Genomic DNA, 17,254 nt, shown 5'->3' on the forward strand with positions numbered 1-17,254 from the left:
ATCCTGTACGATGAAACTCGTAATTCCGAGATTCATCGTCCTAGCAATCTCCAATTTCAAATCACAAATTTCAAATCACATTATTCATGACCAAATTCTCTGCCATCCTAGCGACTGGCCGCATCTCTAACTTGCCGACTGTCTGGTGTAATGTCTTGGTGGCCTTTTTGCTGGTTCAGCTAGCACCTGTGATGTTTGGAGACTTTCCTAGCTCCATTTTTTCCGTCCCTTTGTTTCTTGTCACTTGTATAGCGGCATCATGCCTTTATGTTGGTGGTTGCTTTCTTGGCGATGCTGTCGATGTGGAATTTGATAAATCGAATAAGCCCGACCGGCCGATTCCGATGGGTGTTCTTGATAGAAATAGTATTTACGGGTATGCCGCCTTTTTATTGACGACTGGCATCGTTCTCCCATTCGCCTATATTAAATTCTCAACTGGGAGTTTCGCTCCCTCAGCTCTCGTTGCTAGCCTTTTGCTAGCTGGTGCCATTATCATTTACTCTCTATGGCATAAACGCTCGCCGTGGATTGGCCTTCCCTTCATCGGTGCTTGCAGATTCTTTCTTGTGCTCTTTGGTGCATATATAGCGATCACGACAGTTCCAAGTTTACAGGAAGTTTTCGACTCCCACCCAAAAGCTCCCAATGACACTTCAATTACAGTTGTTTGTGGAGACGAAGGCGTGCGTCCAATTCCCTTTCTCTACGCCCTCTGCGTCGGACTCTACACCATCTGTTTCGCCAGTGTCGCGCGCAGTGAATCTTCACCGAAGCCCATTACTTGGAGGAAATCGCTCATGTTAACTATGCTGCTACTGCCTCTTCTAGCATTACCACTGAACCTCAATATTCTATTCAAAGCTAACTTCGACTTACCTAGTCTTTCAGCCCTGCTGCTCTACTGGCTCTGGATGGTCAGTGCTTTCCGCCAGATCAACAGCAACAAAGACAAGTTCGTTTCGATGTCTTTAGCTGGCTTCTGCTTGCTGGATGCCACCTTCGCGGCGCAATTTGGCTGGCCATGGATCTTAGTCTGTCTCGTGCTCTTTGGCCTGTCACTCATGCTCCAGAAATGGGCTCCCGCCACCTAAGCTCAACAAACCCATTCATGTCATCACCCACAGTCAAGTAGGTCTAGGTTAAAGCCAAGTTCAGAGCTCTCTACAAAGAAGTTTCCAGAGAAGTCCCCACCGGTGAGACGAAAACTGGCATCTTCAATAAAGCGGAATGGGTGACAGAAATCGTCACTGAACTCGAATACGATCGCGATTCGGATTGTGAAATCAATGGCTAACAACTCACAAAGGATGCCGCAGCGGCTGTGGAGGCACTCATCACAGACGGCTATGAAATCCTATCCATCATCCGGTCACCTCTGGATAATGGAAACATAATATCCAAAAAATGACTGAGGCCGGGTAGGGTTACGGCTATGGATACAGCATCACCGGTGGCACTAGCATTATCGCTAAAAAGCTCGCCAACTAAGGCCGTTCTGCGTTATTTTGTTTGGTTCCCCAGCAAATCTGTGAAAAATGTGAATTTCCAGTTGCAAATCCCAAAACTTCCTCCTAGCTTGCGCCCTCACACCCAAGTACAATTTTTTATTATGTCTAAGCATTCAAGTCTCAAAGCAAAAGGAAGCGCAGCAGGTAAGCGTTCAGTAATGAAGCGTTTCGAGCGCGTAAAAGCCCTTCAGGAATCCGGTAGGTGGGAAGAGGGCAAGTCCCCAATCGGTCTTCCTAAGACAAAGGTTACTTCGTAATCTTCTTTTGCTAGAACCTTTAAATACCCGCTCGGTGTTCATTTCACCCTGCGGGTATTCTTGTCCATAGCCTTTGTGCTAGCATTAGCACAAAAACATTAAGGAAAGTAACCATGTCAGACCAAGAACTAGGCATTCGCCTCAACAAGTACCTCGCATCCTGCGCGGTTGGCTCACGCCGCAAATGCGATGAGCTCATCAAGAAGGGCAGCGTAGTCGTCAACGGCAAAGTCTGCTCTGACCTTTCCACCACTGTCACCGAAGACGACTTTGTCAAAATCGGTAACTCCCGTGTGCTCCCACGTGACACGACGACTATCCTGCTCTGTAAGCCAAAAGGTCTTATTTGCACAAAGGACGACGAACTAAAGCGCGAGACTATCTACGAGCTGCTCCCGCCCAATATGCGCCACCTCAACCACGTTGGCCGCCTTGACCAGGATTCCGAAGGTCTGCTAATCATGACCAATGATGGCGACCTCGCTCAGGAACTTTCGCATCCGAAAAAGAAGATCGAGAAAGAATACCTCGTCACCGTCAACCAAGCCTTCAGCAATGAAGTGCTCGATCAATTTCTCAAAGGCATCTGGACTGGCGATACTAAGGCTCACGCCAAGGCGGTCAAACGCCTCTCACCACGCCGCTTCCTCATCATCCTAGAAACTGGCCTCAAGCGCCAAATCCGCATGATGTGTAAGGCCGCCCACCTCAATGTCGTAAAGCTCGTCCGCATCCGTATCGGCCACGTCACTGGCGGCGGTCTAGCACCTGGTAGATACTCCGAGCTCGACGCTCACGACATCGAGCTCCTCCAGCGCAATCCAAAGACCGACAAGGCCTACCGCACTAAAGCGACCCTCAAGGCTAGACCAATTGCAGCGACAAAGAAGAAGACAGCGAGAAGACGCGCACCCGACAGGACTGCTCTCCCCACAAAAAAGACCTTTAGAAAGCGCCGCTAAAGAATTTATTTTTACTCACCATTTCAAAAAAGCCCATTCGAATACGAATGGGCTTTTTCGTTTTCACGCCACAAAGCCGTGATCGCAGTCGCAATCGTTACATTTATCATACATCTGTATAATATTCACAGAATTCATCATTGTCATGAGCGGATCTTCGCTGCTAAATTCCGCTCAGAAATCACTCTTATTCACCCAGTGACCCAATTATTTCATGAGTACCAATAACACACTCGTAATCGACGAAAACACCGTCATTCACCCTTCCAAGGAATTTTCAGCAAAAGCACGCGTATCCAGCATGGAGCAATACGAGAGCATGCACAAACAGTCCATCGAAGATCCAGACACATTCTGGGCTAACGAAGCTAGCGACCTCAAGTGGCAGAAGAAGTGGGACAAAGTCCTCGACTGGAAAGCACCCTACGCCGAGTGGTTCCAGGGAGCTAAGCTCAACGTCTGCGAAAATGCTGTCGACCGCCACGTCGAAGCCGGCCGTGGCAACAAGGCTGCTATCATCTGGGAAGGCGAGCCCGGCGACAAGCGCACTGTCACCTACCAGCAACTTCAGCATGAAGTTTGCCGCATGGCCAACGTACTGATCGCGAAAGGCGTCAAGTCTGAAGACCGCGTACTCATCTACATGCCAATGGTTCCTGAAGCAACCATCGCGATGCTAGCCTGCGCACGTCTCGGAGCAGTTCACTCTATCGTCTTCGGCGGTTTCTCCTCAGAGTCTATCAAAGACCGTCTCGAGGACTCCAAGGCTGTTGCCGTAATCACCTCTGATGGCTCATGGCGCCGCGCTGGCGTTGTCCCTCTCAAAGACAACATGGACGAAGCCCTCCAAAACAACGACACCGTCAAATCCGTCATCGTTCTCAAGCGTTGTGAGAATCAGATCAACATGACTGAAGGCCGCGATTTCTGGTGGCACGAAGAAACGGCCAAAGTTACAGCAACGCACAAGCCTGAAGGGTTCTCATCCGAGCACCCACTCTTCATCCTCTACACATCCGGTTCTACAGGTAAGCCAAAAGGCATCCTCCACACATCGGGTGGCTACATGGTCGGCACTTACACCACCTGCAAGTACATCTTCGACATGAAAGAAGACGACGTCTACTGGTGCACTGCCGATGTAGGCTGGATCACTGGTCATTCCTACATCACTTACGGACCACTCTTCGCTGGCGTGACTCAGGTCATGTACGAAGGTGGACCAAACTTCCCAGATTGGGGACGCTTCTGGAGCATCATCGAAGAATACGGCGTGACTATTTTCTACACAGCACCGACAGCTATCCGGGCCTTCATCAAGGCCGGTGACGAGTTCGTCGACAAGTACGATCTCTCCTCACTTCGCCTCCTCGGCACAGTCGGTGAGCCTATCAACCCAGCTGCTTGGGAATGGTACTATAACAAGATCGGTGGTGGACGCTGCCCGATCGTTGACACATGGTGGCAGACTGAAACTGGCGCAGCGATGATTTCACCGCTGCCAGGTTGCACACCCATCAAGCCAGGCACAGCCACTCGCCCATTCTTCGGTGTCGATGCTGCGATCCTCGATGAAGACGGCAAGGAATGCGAAGTCGACCAACCAGGTCGCCTCGTTATCCGCAAGCCATGGCCATCCATGCTCCGCAGCGTCTACGGTGACAAGCAGCGCTACGAGGACACTTACTGGAGTGACTACGACGGTATTTACACAGCTGGTGATGGTGCCCGTAAGGACAAAGATGGCAACATCTACATCATTGGCCGACTCGACGACGTACTCAACGTCTCAGGCCACCGCCTCGGTACTGCCGAGATCGAGTCCGCTCTCGTTGCCCACAACTCAGTAGCCGAAGCCGCTGTTGTTGGTAAGCCTCACGAAATCAAGGGCCAGGCAGTCGTCTGCTTCGTCACCCTCAAAACTGGCATCACAGAAACTGACGAGCTCAAAGTCGAGCTCCGCAACCACGTCGGAAAAGTCATCGGTGCGATTGCAAAACCAGACGCGATTCACTTCGCACCCGGCCTGCCAAAGACCCGTTCAGGCAAGATCATGCGTCGTCTCCTCAAGGAACTTGTCGCCACCGGCAAAGTCACAGGAAACATCACAACGCTTGAGGACAGCACAGTCATCGCAGCTATCCAAAAGTCCATCACTGGTTAGCCCCTTAACAAATCTCAATTTCAAAAGCGATGGTCAGCAATGCCCATCGCTTTTTTGTGCGCTACACAGCTCTCTAATTAGGAAGCTCTATGCTTCGAGTTCGGGCTTTGGGATAGGCTAACCCATCTTTAACATGCTAGTGATGGGCTAACTTTGAGCTACCGTCTTCGATGTTGGTTTCGTAGATTCCCTGCCAGAGGGAGTGACCTACAGCCCTCCCAGCTTTGAGATAATGCTCACGGTTGAGAGCTTGTCGAAGTAGATTGACTTCAGCTTCTTCAGTCGCAGTTCTGAGTTTTAGCCTCGCAGTGGGAATAGGCAATTGGGTTAACTTCACCGCTTACTATTGAAAAAATGAGGCTCACTGTTTAGCAAAATGAGTTCTAGTCCGCGTAAGACTGAGTAACTGTCTAGCCAATCGCCCAGTCACCCTCTAAAAAAGCACAAACCTACGCTCGACACCTGCCAAGCTTATGCTGATTATGACGTGACCAATGCTAACAGCAGATCGCTACATCGGAAAACAAATCATAAGCACCACAATCTTTGCCGTGCTCATCCTCAGTGGAGTCTTCTTACTGGGTAACATCTTCAAGGAGGCTCGCCCACTCTTTGTAGGGAAGCATCCATCGGCCTATCTGATTTTAGAGTTCATATTCAGCGTTTTGCCGTTTTCACTTATGTTCACCATCCCATTCAGTTTCTTGGCTGCTGTGATGTTGGTATTTGGACGTCTCTCTGCAGACAACGAACTAGTCGGCATGCGTATGGCGGGCCGTAGTCTTCCCCGCATTGCTCTGCCTGTATTTGCCTCGGCCATCCTACTCTCTGGTTTTTGTTATTGGCTCAACGTCAAAATTGCTCCTGAGGCAAAGGGCAATGTGAAGGACCTGTTGATCCAAGCTGTCAAAGAAGACCCCAATAAATTCCTCGACCCTGGCGTTGTTCAGACCCAACTCGACGACAAGCGCATCTACGTTCAAGCCCGCGAGGGTGACATCCTTTACGGAGTGCACATCCACGATATTGGCGACGAGAGCACAGCATACGGCGAAAAGCTCTACACCTACGCTGAAAGTGCGCACCTAGATATCGACATCACCAAAGGGCAACTCCAGCTCAAACTTCAGGACGCAACGATTGAGACCGTGAGCAAAGACGGCATTCACACACCCATCACAGTCTCAGCAATCAACCCCGTGATCTTCGACTTCAGCCTAGAAAAGAAAAAACGCATCAAGGCGTCCTGGATGACGAATACTGAGATCACGCAACACCTGCAGGACCATCCCAATCTTAAGCCTGAGAAAGTCACCGAGTTTAAGAACCAAATCACCCACCGCCAATCGTACTCGCTCGCATGCATCGCCTTCGCTCTCGTTGGCGTACCGCTCGGGATGTCATCTCGACGCAAGGAATCCTCCAGCGGCTTCGCGCTCTCGATCGCCATCGGCTTAGGCTACTTCCTGTTCCACATTTTTGCCAATCAGGTCGATGCTGACTCAGAAGATCTGGCGACAATTCTCTACTGGATGCCCAATTTCCTCGCACTACTCCTAGGCATTTACCTGTTCCGACGCGCGAGCAGAAAATAACTCACAGTCCTCATGGCTAAGCACAGTCACCCCTACAGAAACCTTTGGCGAAACGTCTGCACATTTTTTCGGGAAAATGCGCTGGACCCCTTTCCTATTCGCCATTCCTTGTCGGAACTGACTCCGCGCAACATAGGAGCCGACAGCAAAGCGGCACTCAATGTTGCTTTGCTGACCCTCCCTCAAGGGATGGCCTATGCAGCGATTGCGGAACTGCCTATATACTACGGCATTATTTGCGCGATCATTGCTGGCGTTCTAGCACCTATTTTTGCGGGCTCACGCTTCACTATTCTAGGCCCCACCAATGCTACGGCATTCATGGTCTTTAGTTTCTTCGTATCCCACCCGGAGGTCGACATGCAGAGCAAGATGCTAATGATGCCGCTCTTAGTATTTATGGTCGGAGCTCTCTCGGTCGCTGGAGCGTATTTTAAAGTAGCGGACCTTTTGCAGTACGTCAGCCGCAGTGTGCTGGTCGGCTACATTACTGGTGCAGCCATCCTGATTATGACCAATCAGATGAAGCACATCCTAGGGGTAGCCGAACCCATGGCTGAGGCTGGCGCTAAAACCTTTTTTTCTATCCTCCATGCGATGGGGTCTTTCTGGCAATCCTACCAATGGCAACCCTTCCTTCTTGGTGGCTGCACCTTAGCCCTCTACCTTTACATGCAAAAACGGCTTGCAGCCCTCCCCAATTTTGCAATCTGCCTCACTGTCACCACACTGATTACTTACCTACTAAAAATGTTTGTGCCAGCATTCTCAGAAATTGCCACCTTCACTCCCTTCAATGATTTTTCCTTCTCCCCCAGCCTACCCACCCTCGATTTTGATACTATTTCTGTACTTTTCGGAGTCGCTTTTGCCATCTCTTTTCTAGCGTCGTTAGAAAACACAGTGATGGGCAAATCACTCGGCTCGCGCAGTGGCGAACGACCTGATGTAAACCAAGATATGTTTGCCGTCGGCATGGCCAACCTAGGAGCGTCACTACTCTCACCCATGCCAGCCTCTGGCTCACTCACTCGCTCAGCCCTCAATTACGATTCTGGAGCTAAAACCCGCTTCGCCTCAATCTATTGCTCGCTACTCTGCTTGCTCGGTTTTTGGGCACTCGTTGAGCTTCCCATTGTAGAACATATCCCCAAGGCCTCACTCTCAGGCCTCGTCATAGGCATCGCCATCACTCTCATCAAATGGCACCAAATCCGTATCTGCCTCCGTGCCACCCATGATGACGCCCTCGTCATCATCAGCACCTTTAGCGCCACACTCATCACTCGGCTCGACTACGCTATCTTCGCGGGTGTAGCCCTCTCTATCACACTCTTCTTACGTAAGGCCTCTAAACCACACCTCATCGAATACGAAGTAAGTGATGAAGGCGACCTGCGAGAACTTGACAAAAAGAAAAATCGCCAAAACCCTGCGATCTCCATCGTGCACGTCGAAGGCGACCTCTTCTTCGGCGCTGCTGACCTATTCCACACTCAAGTCCAAATCACAGCTTCTGACCCCAACCTCAAAGTCATTATCCTGCGCCTCAAGAACGCACGCCACCTTGACGCCACCAGCGTCATGGCCCTAGAGAGTCTGGTGAAACACATGCGAGAACAGGGACGCTTCGTGCTCATCTCAGGAGCGACCAGGGAAGTCTACAAAGTTCTCAAGCTCTCTGGCGCGCTAGAAACTATCCAAGGCGACTGTGACCGTTCTCAAGGCGAAACAAACGTCTTCATTTATGCACCAAGTAACCCCAATTTATCGACACGTGACGCTCTATTACGTGCTCAGGAGCTACTTGGCACCAAGACTGCGGATATTAAGATCTTTTACGACCCGTCTCATAAGAAATCGTAATCCTCTCCGCAACTGGGGTATTGCCATCACCACAGCTCCACTTTATAAGTCTTTGTGATGTTTCGCCACCCACTGCTTCAGTCCCTCATATTTAGCTCCCTACTCATTGGCGCTAAAATCCAAGCTGAGGGCGGCAAAATATATCCTCTACTGAAGACCCATTCTGGCCAACAATTCTCAGAGGTCAAAGTCCTCCAAGTCGAGCCCGACAGCATCACCATCATGCACAAAGACGGCGGTTGCCGACTCAAGGTCGAAGATCTTCCAACTGCTCTCCAGCAGGAACTTGGCATTAGCTACAACGACTCAGCAATAACCTACCGGGAAAAACGCAACAGCGAGCGCTCAGTCGCTCAGAAATCCGCCCAGATAGCCCATGATATCGCAGCCAGAAAACGCCAACGAGCGATGATCTCGCGCATTGTCGAGCAACAGGAGCAAGAACTCTCACAAGTGACCAAAGTCAAAGTTGTTAAAAAACATGCTGATGGCTACCTGTGCAAAGTTGTCTCCCCAATCACCATTGATGTAACCCAACAAATCACTACCACACTCGGAGGCAGAAAAACCATCGTCGTGGGTAAAAAGACCGTTTAACCAAAAGAATTTGAAGCTGAACTCATTTACCTCATTTCAGAAAAGCCCCTTGGGCGCGGAAGAGAGTACGTATTGAGAATTCTTCACGAAGAACCCTATAGCTACACCCCTGATACAGGGTACACTGCATACATCCAGAGATACAAAGTCATCAAGCAGTGAGCACAATTCTCCTATTCTTAAGGAAATTTGGTTGAAAATCGCTCGATCCACATCCAATAGTTTCTCATGAAGTCATCATTAGTCATTGAACTCATCCATCTACCCGAGGAAGGGAAATCCTTCGAGGGCCAGATTGATCCCGCAATTTACAACCTGCCAAAACACGACGCCCAACCCGTCGGACCACTCCACTATGAACTCCATGCCCAGCGATTTGAAGACGAACTTCTAGTCCGTGGATTCATTTCCAGCGCATTTAAATTTAGATGCAACCGAGATAACCAAGAGTTTATCCAAACAATTTCTTTAGACGAATTTGGTCAATCGTTTGAGATTGAAGAAGGCAACGTAGACCTCACTGAAGCCTTACGGGAAGAGGTTTTGATGAACTTCCCTAGCTACCCAAGATGCGATGAAGCCGACGAGCCGCACGTCTGTGAAATAGAAGAACAATATTTAGCAGTAGACAAAGACCCCGATGATGGTGTAGACGAAGCGCCCGAGAGTAACAGTGACGACCAATGGGCCGCACTCGATGATTTCAAAAAATTTAAAGACTAACCGTCCAATAGAGACCTAAGATTATGGCAGTACCAAAGCGTAGAACATCCAAAAGTAAGCAAAGAATGCGCCGCGGCGCGAACCGTTGGCATGCGCCTAAACTCCAGACCTGCTCCGAGTGTGGTAGCCGCGTTCCTGGTCACATCGCTTGCCCATCATGTGGCAACTACGGTGGCCGTCAGGTTCTCGAAGTTGACTCTCTTTAATTAGGCCTCGTGCAATAATCGCACGACCACCTGAAACTTTTCAAAAACGTGCTGTAGTATCATTTACCGCACGTTTTTTTCGTGTCCAAACCAAACTAATACATACAGAATAGTCATGAAGATTGCATTGGATGCCATGGGCGGAGATAAAGCCCCGCTCGTCAACATTATCGGCGCTAAAGACGCCCTCGCACTCTATCCAAAGATTGAAAAAATATTTCTCGTCGGTGACGAGGAAACCCTCAAGGCTGAATGCGCTAAACATCAATTCAAGGACACACGAGTCGAGATTATCCATGCACCTGACGTTGTTGAAATGCATGAGTCCGGAGCTAAAACGCTCCGTTCAAAGAAAAAGTCCTCTATAGCCGTCGCTACAGAACTAGTGAAACAAGGTGAAGCCGATGCTGTCGTGAGTGCCGGAAACACCGGTGCAGCTGTCGCGACTGCCACCCTAAAGCTCAGAACTCTCAAAGGAGTCGAGCGAGCCGGCATAGCATCTCCAATGCCCAACGAACACGGCGTCTGCAACCTGCTCGATGCTGGAGCCAATCCTGAAGCCACAGCCAAACACCTCGTCGCCTACGCTTTTATGGGAGCCATTTATTCTAAGCACGTGATGGGCGTAAAAAGCCCCGTTGTAGGTCTTATGTGCAATGGCGAAGAAAACGAAAAAGGTAACAGTCTGACAAAAGAAACCTTTGCTCTACTCAAAGAATTAGAAGCAAGCGGCAAATGCCCATTCACTTTCAAAGGAAACGTTGAAGGTCATGATCTGTTTGAAACCAAACTCGATGTCGCGCTCTGCGATGGCTTCACAGGAAACATCATTCTAAAGTCATGCGAAGCTACAGCTAAAGCCATGTCCAAATGGCTCAAACTCGAATTCAAGCGTAACCCATTCCGAGTCCTCGGAGCGGCAATGTCACGTGGGGTTTTCAAGGCTGTAAAACAACGTTCATCCTATGAATCCTATGGCGGCAGCCCACTCTTAGGAGTGAACGGAGTCTGTATCATCGCTCATGGCGGCTCCTCAGCACTCGCTATGCAGAACGCGATTCGAGTGGCCATGGAAACTGTGGAACAAAGCGTCAACCCACACATCGAAGAAGCTCTCGCAGCATTAAGCGAGTAAACCTCTTCAAGATCCTTTTCACTAAAACTAAGTGAACTACCTGTTCACTTGGAGTTTTCATAAGGAATAATGACTCGCATTGTAATATACGCGGCCCAATTTAGCCACTAACATCTAAAAACTATGTCAAATAAACTAAGCAGCCTCAAAGGCTATACCACCATCGTTGCCGACACTGGTGATTTCCAGTCCATCAATGAATACCAACCTCAAGATGCCACCACAAACCCTTCACTCATCCTCAAGGCTAGTCAGCAGGACGAGTACCAATACATTCTTGATCAGGCGATCAAGGAGCACACGGACTCACCACTCAAGGGTCCTGCACTCACGGAATCCATCATCGATCGACTCCTCATTCTCTTTGGCTTAGAAATCCTTAAAGTAGTTCCAGGTCGCGTCTCAACAGAAGTTGATGCCCGCCTCTCCTTCGACACCGCTAGCACTGTAGCCAAAGCAAAACAACTCATAGCAAGCTACGAAGCAGCAGGTATCAGCCGAGAGCGCATCTTGATCAAAATCGCTTCTACTTGGGAAGGCATCAAGGCTGCTGAAGAGCTCGAGAAAGAAGGCATTCGTTGCAATCTCACTCTGCTATTCTCAATGGCGCAAGCCGTTGCCTGCGCCGAGGCAAACGTCCAACTCATCTCACCTTTCGTTGGCCGCATTTACGATTGGTACAAGGCAAAAAATGGCATCGACTACACTGGGGCTGAAGACCCTGGAGTGATCTCTGTCACTCAGATCTTCCATTACTACAAACAGTTTGGCTACAAAACTGAGATCATGGGTGCCTCGTTCCGAAATGTTAGCCAAATCATCGAACTCTCCGGTTGTGATTTACTCACAATTAGTCCCGGCCTCCTCCAGCAACTCCAAGACACAACTGGTGAGGTTGAGCTCAAACTCAGCAAAGCAAACGCAGATGCTAACCAAATCGAAAGAATCTCTCTCGATGAAAAGGGCTTCCGCTTCATGCTCAACGAAGACGCTATGGCTACAGAAAAAACAGCAGAAGGCATCCGCCAATTCTCCGCTGACATTGTTAAACTAGAAGACTTGATCTCAGCTCGCATCTAGGCGACCTATTTGGGCATAAAACAATGGCTTTCTACTGTATCGGCGACATTCACGGGAAATTCCCCGAACTAGCTCAAGTTCTCTCTGAACTCCCAATCGGAGCTCAAATGGTCTGTGTTGGAGACATTGGATTAGGATTCAGTGACTCTCAATCACCTGAATGCCTAGTCGAAGTCGATACTGTAGCATCGTTACGCGGCCAGAAAGTCTGGCTTATTCGAGGCAACCACGACGACCCAGACATTTGGCTTCGCCGTCGCTCAGAGTGGAATGCAGCACTCCAGAGCGTCCGCATTCCTGCAGATATCCACCGCATGAAGGTAGACAACATCCACGTCATGATGGTCGGTGGAGGCACCTCACTAGACCGCAGTCACCCAGATCGCGTGGAAGGCCAAACTTGGTGGAAGAATGAAGGAGTCTCAACTGCGGCACCAAAACAAGTAGAGCTCATGGTCGAGGCCTATGGCAGAGCTGACATCTTGATCACCCACGCTGGAGCGAGTGAAGCCATGCCATCGCTCGAGCGCGACAAGGAAACTTTCGACCATTACGCTGATGTAGACCCGACACTCGCCGCCGAAGTCAAAGCTGAGCGCGAACTACTCTCACAGATAGTCCAAGCCAGCCAAACGAGCACTACCGCCTTTGGCCACTACCACGTCAGCCTAGAGAGCAATAATGGCCCCATCCGCTATCGATGCTGTGCCGAACTCGAAGCCTGGCAGTACGCCAAACGCAGCGTCTTACCCCAGCTTCCTAGTTTAGGCGAATCGGCTACTTTTTCTTAAAGAGTACCCACGAGCCAAATTTCTTCATATCCTCGAGCATCAAGTAAACGCTCGGTACTAGGATGAGTGTGATCGCCGTGGCAAAGAGAATACCAAAGCCTAAGGACACGGCCATTGGAATTAGGAACTTCGCCTGCATATCTGTCTCGGTAAGCATTGGCATCAAACCGGCAAAAGTAGTCAAAGAGGTCAGCAAGATAGGCCTAAAGCGGCGCGCTCCAGCATTCCATACAGCGTCCATCACCCCACCATCATCTTTTCGATGACGGTTGGTGTATTCCACCAACACGAGTGAGTCATTCACAACCACTCCTGAAAGCGCCACAATCCCGCACAGAGACATGATGCTCAGTTCCATTCCTAGCAGCACGTGACCGCCGACAGCCCCCACTATTCCAAACGGAATGACTGACATCACGATCAAGGGCTGGCTGTAGCTCTTGAGCGGTATTGCCAACAAGATGTAGATCATCAAAATTGCAAAGATGAATTTTTGCCCCATCTCCTTGATACTGGTATTCTGATCCTCTTGCTCGCCTCGGTACCCCCAGGTTACTCCAGGGAATTTCGCTTGCAGCGACCCGAGGACACTTTCATTGAAAGTCGCAACCACGGTATTGGCATTAGCTCCAGAAGTCTTATCAATATCTGCAGCAATCGTCAGCGATCGTTGACCGTCGACTCGGTTGATCGAGGACAAGCCACGGTAGGGCTCACCAGCGATCACCTGCTTGATCGGCACTTCATCTCCAGCGGGAGAAATCAGACGAATTTCTTCGAGAGTTTCCAGCGATTTGCGTTCATGCTCAGGATAGCGCACCATCACCTTGACCTCATCACGGCCCCGCTGAATCCTCTGCACTTCATCCCCAAAAAACGAAGAACGTAGCTGCTGTGAGACATTGGCGACGGTAAACCCCAGAGCCTTTCCAGAATCCGTTAGGTCATCACGATGATAAACCATCTCAGCCTTACCCATCCGCCAGTTAGTACTGATATCGGTGACCCCACTCATATTCGCCAGTCCATCGGTGATATAGTCAGACGCTTGTTTGAGCTCGGCGAGATTTTTACCAGTGATTTCAATGTCTATCGCATTGCCGCCACTATTGGTTTCTTGCTTAAAGGAAAGCTCTACAACTCCTGGAATTCGCCCAATCTCTTTACGCCAAGCTGAGATCACTTCACCGCCATTCCACTCGCGCTCAGATGCAGGAATGAGCTCCAGCGTAATTTCTCCCAAATGGCTATTTACCGAGTCGCTGTTAGGAGTAAATCCTGACTGGAAAGGCTGCGTCCCAGCACTTGCTAGATAGTGAGAAATCACACTTTTTCCATCGTAGCCTTTAAACTCTTCACCCACTTTTCGAGCCGCAGCTTCTATTCTTTCAATCGCATCGTCAGTAGTCTCAAAGTTCACTCCCACAGGCATGATCAACTTCGCGGAGATCACATCGCCCTCGACTTTAGGCATGAACTCGAACGGCACACGGCCACTCCCCACCATCCCCACAGTAACTAACAACACCGCTACGAAGCAGGACCACACCACCCAACGTGAGTGCAGCACCACGCGTAGAGCTGGACGATAGCAACGCTCTATAAACCATTCTAGACCATCGGCAATCCAGTGCTGGAGCCGAGTGATCGGTCCATGGCTCTTATTGGCATCCCGCGACTTCAGCATCGCCAAATGCGCTGGCAGAACAAACTTCGACTGGATCAACGAAAAGAACAATACCGGGATAACCACCATTGGTATGTTCGGCCAAATTTTTCCACTGACACCACTCAGCCCAAGCATCGGCGTGAAAGCGGCCATAGTCGTTAGCACCCCGAATGTCACCACCACTCCCACCTCGTGGGTACCCTTCCAAGAAGCTTCTCGTGGATCTTCTCCACTACGAATGCGACTATACACATTCTCGCCGACCACAATGGCGTCATCCACCACAATACCTAACACTAATATAAAGGCAAAGAGTGAGATCATATTCACACTCACACCGAGTTCAGGCATCAGCCAAATTCCACCAGCAAATGAAACGGGAATACCTATCGCCACCAAGGCCGCCAACGAAGGCCTCAGGAAGAGAGCCAACACTATGAAAACTAGCAGTAGCCCCCAGCCACCATTGCGGCCTAACAAGGACAAGCGACCACCCAGCATTTTACTCTGATCATTCCACAACTCCAAGCTCACACCTGGTGGCAACTCGGACGGCGCGACATTCTCAATATAGTCGCGCACCCCTTTTGCCAAAAGCATCGTATCCTGCTCACCGGTACGGAATACATTTACCAAAGCTGCATTGCGCCCATCAAATCGGGCCTTTAGATCTACATCCTCAAAGCCGTCAATCACAGTGGCGATTTCACCCAACTTGAGCTGTTCGCCGGTACTATTATTGACGATGACTATCTCTTTAAAATCCTCAGCGTTGGAGACCTTGCCCATTACTCTAACAACGACTTCACCACCACGCTCCCGCACACTACCAGCTGGCAGGTCGATTGAGGCATCTCGTAGGGCATCCGCTATCCCGGAAAGGCTTAGACCATGGCGACGCAGCACCTCGTCTGGAACCTCTATTGAAATCTCATACGGTCGCACATTAGCCAATGACGCTTTCGTGATTTTCGGCTTACCTCTGAAGGTTTGATCTAACCGCTCAAAAATATCATCAGGCTCTCCAGCCTGATAATTAAGCAATCCATCAAGGACTGTCTGAGCAATTTCTCGCAGAGTCTTTTCATCGACATCTGCGCTCACCGCCACGCTCATCACCTGATAGGACAACAGTAATTCTTCAACGATCGGCTTTTCCGCCTCCTCGGGAAAATTGCTTATAGCATCGACACGACTTTTCACATCGTCCATCACATTGCGCACATCATAGCCAGTCTCAACCTCCACTGTAAGACCACCGCGTCCCTCAGTCGCAGTCGAGGTGTAACGCTTGATCCCATCCACATCGGCAATGGCATCCTCCAGTGGCAACAAAATACCATCCTCCACTTCTTCTGGTGTAGCATTTGGAAACGGAACAGAGATGGTGACAGCATCCAAGCTAGTCTCGGGGAAAACCTCCTTCTTCAACTTAAACCAAGTTGAAATTCCGGCCACCAACACCACCAGCATCAGAAAGTTACCGGCCACGTGATTGCGGCTAAACCATTTGATCATTCCACCCATCAGTTCAATTGGTTAGTCTGCTTGCTCACCGGCTCCACCTTCATCCCATTCACTGGGAGCTCTATCGGACTTGTGATCACCCTCTCACCATCATTGAGCCCATCGGTAACGACTACATAATCGCGCTCGCTTCGCTCCACGTGCACCTTTCTGACCACCAACTTGTCAGTGGAATCAAGCACCCAAACAACATCGCCGCTCCGTAGAGCTTCTCGCGGTACCTTCACCGCTCTTTCAAAAATTTCACCTTCAAATATCCCCTTCACAAACAGCCCGGCCGGTGGAACTTTAAACCTTCCATCTCCATCGGCTTCATTGATTTCTACCACTATCATCATCGTGTGAGTTGCCCTATCGATTTTTCCTTCACTACGTACGATCGAGCCAGTCCACACCTTAGGCTCTCGACCCACCTCAGCTCTAACAATAACATTCGCACCCACTAGCGTCTTCGGCAAATAACTCACATCTTCTAAACTTAAGGGCAAACGCACCTGCATCTTACCCGCAGTGTACACTTCAGCCACCCTTCCACCTCTCGATAAATAACTGCCAGTATCAACCGAAGCTGAACCCACCATGCAATCATAGGGCGCCTTGATTTCAGTTTTGATTAACTCACGTTGAGCCTGCACCGTATTTGCTTGGGCAGCTGCGAGCTTTGCTCTCGCACTCTTGAGTTGTGGTTCACGCGTCACCAACTTTCCTGGCTCACCGCCACGGCCCATTTTTTTCCAGTCGCGCATCGCTTGCACCGCTCGCGCTTGCTCTTGAATAATCTGAAATTCGGCATCAGCCACACTCGATTTTGCCTGAGCCAACTGGGCTTGGTAATCAGCAAAACTCACCTTCAGCATACTCTCACCTTTTCCAAATTGCCCACCTGTCTTCAATTTGGGAGAAATAAACTCGATAGCCCCCGCCACCTCACTTATTATTGTTGTTTGCGTAACTGGCACCACTTGGCCTTGAGCACTCAGCTCCACCTTATACTCATCAGCCACAAGATCGAAAAACTCCACCCGTGGCTCGAAAACTTCCTTATCCTGCTTTGTCGCCTCCACAGGATTCCCCATAAAGAAGCCCATCACCGCCACCCCCACGCCTAACACTAAGATTACTGCGATTAGCTTCACCAATGGTCTCGTTACTTTCTGCTGCTCAATCATGG

General features: G+C 49.9%; 15 protein-coding genes. 12 read left to right on the forward strand and 3 right to left on the reverse strand.

The genetic code is table 11. The features are described from left to right. The first annotated feature begins 86 nt into the window (after positions 1–86). The 4 genes from BSZ32_RS02080 to acs all read left to right on the forward strand — a co-directional run bounded on the left by BSZ32_RS02080 (position 87) and on the right by acs (position 4,894). A complete protein-coding gene (locus BSZ32_RS02080) occupies positions 87–1,094 on the forward strand; it encodes a UbiA family prenyltransferase (RefSeq protein WP_105041883.1) in 1,008 nt (335 codons plus the stop codon). A 518-nt stretch (positions 1,095–1,612) separates the two neighbouring features. Next, the gene (locus tag BSZ32_RS02090) at positions 1,613–1,768 is read left to right on the forward strand and encodes a small basic protein (protein ID WP_105044745.1); all 156 of its coding nucleotides are present in this window, start codon (positions 1,613–1,615) and stop codon (positions 1,766–1,768) included. Between the two features lie 113 nt (positions 1,769–1,881). Continuing rightward, the gene (locus BSZ32_RS02095) at positions 1,882–2,730 is read left to right on the forward strand and encodes a pseudouridine synthase (protein ID WP_105041885.1); all 849 of its coding nucleotides are present in this window, start codon (positions 1,882–1,884) and stop codon (positions 2,728–2,730) included. A 214-nt stretch (positions 2,731–2,944) separates the two neighbouring features. Beyond that, positions 2,945–4,894, forward strand: a complete 1,950-nt coding sequence (acs, locus tag BSZ32_RS02100; protein ID WP_105041886.1) for an acetate--CoA ligase — start codon at positions 2,945–2,947, stop codon at positions 4,892–4,894. Between the two features lie 136 nt (positions 4,895–5,030). On the opposite strand, the gene BSZ32_RS02105 is transcribed toward acs, so the two are convergent. Further along, complete coding sequence (locus BSZ32_RS02105; RefSeq protein ID WP_105041887.1) at positions 5,031–5,231, reverse strand: hypothetical protein; 201 nt, start codon at positions 5,229–5,231, stop codon at positions 5,031–5,033. Positions 5,232–5,388: 157 nt separating this feature from the next. Here BSZ32_RS02105 and BSZ32_RS02110 point away from each other — a divergent pair, with 157 nt between their 5' ends. The 8 genes from BSZ32_RS02110 to BSZ32_RS02145 all read left to right on the forward strand — a co-directional run bounded on the left by BSZ32_RS02110 (position 5,389) and on the right by BSZ32_RS02145 (position 12,887). Further along, positions 5,389–6,489 carry an LptF/LptG family permease gene (locus BSZ32_RS02110; RefSeq protein WP_105041888.1) on the forward strand — a complete coding sequence of 367 codons (1,101 nt, stop codon included), beginning with the start codon at positions 5,389–5,391 and terminating at the stop codon, positions 6,487–6,489. A 12-nt stretch (positions 6,490–6,501) separates the two neighbouring features. Then, positions 6,502–8,355, forward strand: a complete 1,854-nt coding sequence (locus BSZ32_RS02115) for a SulP family inorganic anion transporter (RefSeq protein WP_105041889.1) — start codon at positions 6,502–6,504, stop codon at positions 8,353–8,355. Positions 8,356–8,412: 57 nt separating this feature from the next. Continuing rightward, positions 8,413–8,952 (forward strand): hypothetical protein, encoded by a 540-nt coding sequence (locus BSZ32_RS02120; protein WP_105041890.1) that lies wholly within the window; start codon positions 8,413–8,415, stop codon positions 8,950–8,952. Positions 8,953–9,180: 228 nt separating this feature from the next. Further along, positions 9,181–9,675, forward strand: a complete 495-nt coding sequence (locus BSZ32_RS02125; protein WP_105041891.1) for a YceD family protein — start codon at positions 9,181–9,183, stop codon at positions 9,673–9,675. A 23-nt stretch (positions 9,676–9,698) separates the two neighbouring features. Next, the gene (gene rpmF / locus BSZ32_RS02130) at positions 9,699–9,881 is read left to right on the forward strand and encodes a 50S ribosomal protein L32 (protein WP_105041892.1); all 183 of its coding nucleotides are present in this window, start codon (positions 9,699–9,701) and stop codon (positions 9,879–9,881) included. A gap of 115 nt (positions 9,882–9,996) precedes the next feature. Next, a complete protein-coding gene (gene plsX, locus BSZ32_RS02135) occupies positions 9,997–11,016 on the forward strand; it encodes a phosphate acyltransferase PlsX (RefSeq protein WP_105041893.1) in 1,020 nt (339 codons plus the stop codon). A gap of 123 nt (positions 11,017–11,139) precedes the next feature. Next, on the forward strand, positions 11,140–12,096 hold the full coding sequence (gene tal, locus BSZ32_RS02140; RefSeq protein WP_105041894.1) for a transaldolase: 957 nt from the start codon (positions 11,140–11,142) through the stop codon (positions 12,094–12,096). Positions 12,097–12,119: 23 nt separating this feature from the next. Next, complete coding sequence (locus BSZ32_RS02145; RefSeq protein ID WP_105041895.1) at positions 12,120–12,887, forward strand: metallophosphoesterase; 768 nt, start codon at positions 12,120–12,122, stop codon at positions 12,885–12,887. On the opposite strand, the gene BSZ32_RS02150 is transcribed toward BSZ32_RS02145, so the two are convergent. Beyond that, entirely contained in the window at positions 12,874–16,083 is a 3,210-nt protein-coding gene (locus tag BSZ32_RS02150; RefSeq protein WP_105041896.1) for an efflux RND transporter permease subunit, read from the reverse strand. The genes BSZ32_RS02145 and BSZ32_RS02150 overlap by 14 nt on opposite strands. Continuing rightward, entirely contained in the window at positions 16,083–17,252 is a 1,170-nt protein-coding gene (locus BSZ32_RS02155; RefSeq protein ID WP_105041897.1) for an efflux RND transporter periplasmic adaptor subunit, read from the reverse strand. The genes BSZ32_RS02150 and BSZ32_RS02155 overlap by 1 nt, the downstream gene beginning before the upstream one ends. Positions 17,253–17,254 lie beyond the last annotated feature (2 nt).

It is taken from the genome of Rubritalea profundi (assembly GCF_002954445.1).
In the GTDB taxonomy this organism is placed as follows: domain Bacteria; phylum Verrucomicrobiota; class Verrucomicrobiia; order Verrucomicrobiales; family Akkermansiaceae; genus Rubritalea; species Rubritalea profundi.

Excerpts from the sequence above, each read along its gene's own strand:
- BSZ32_RS02080 (WP_105041883.1), top strand. The coding sequence starts at position 87 with ATGACCAAATTCTCTGCCATCCTAGCGACTGGCCGCATCTCTAACTTG.
- BSZ32_RS02090 (WP_105044745.1), top strand. The coding sequence starts at position 1,613 with ATGTCTAAGCATTCAAGTCTCAAAGCAAAAGGAAGCGCAGCAGGTAAG.
- BSZ32_RS02095 (WP_105041885.1), top strand. The coding sequence starts at position 1,882 with ATGTCAGACCAAGAACTAGGCATTCGCCTCAACAAGTACCTCGCATCC.
- acs (WP_105041886.1), top strand. The coding sequence starts at position 2,945 with ATGAGTACCAATAACACACTCGTAATCGACGAAAACACCGTCATTCAC.
- BSZ32_RS02110 (WP_105041888.1), top strand. The coding sequence starts at position 5,389 with ATGCTAACAGCAGATCGCTACATCGGAAAACAAATCATAAGCACCACA.
- BSZ32_RS02115 (WP_105041889.1), top strand. The coding sequence starts at position 6,502 with ATGGCTAAGCACAGTCACCCCTACAGAAACCTTTGGCGAAACGTCTGC.
- BSZ32_RS02120 (WP_105041890.1), top strand. The coding sequence starts at position 8,413 with ATGTTTCGCCACCCACTGCTTCAGTCCCTCATATTTAGCTCCCTACTC.
- BSZ32_RS02125 (WP_105041891.1), top strand. The coding sequence starts at position 9,181 with ATGAAGTCATCATTAGTCATTGAACTCATCCATCTACCCGAGGAAGGG.
- rpmF (WP_105041892.1), top strand. The coding sequence starts at position 9,699 with ATGGCAGTACCAAAGCGTAGAACATCCAAAAGTAAGCAAAGAATGCGC.
- plsX (WP_105041893.1), top strand. The coding sequence starts at position 9,997 with ATGAAGATTGCATTGGATGCCATGGGCGGAGATAAAGCCCCGCTCGTC.
- tal (WP_105041894.1), top strand. The coding sequence starts at position 11,140 with ATGTCAAATAAACTAAGCAGCCTCAAAGGCTATACCACCATCGTTGCC.
- BSZ32_RS02145 (WP_105041895.1), top strand. The coding sequence starts at position 12,120 with ATGGCTTTCTACTGTATCGGCGACATTCACGGGAAATTCCCCGAACTA.
- BSZ32_RS02150 (WP_105041896.1), bottom strand. The coding sequence starts at position 16,083 with ATGGGTGGAATGATCAAATGGTTTAGCCGCAATCACGTGGCCGGTAAC.
- BSZ32_RS02155 (WP_105041897.1), bottom strand. The coding sequence starts at position 17,252 with ATGATTGAGCAGCAGAAAGTAACGAGACCATTGGTGAAGCTAATCGCA.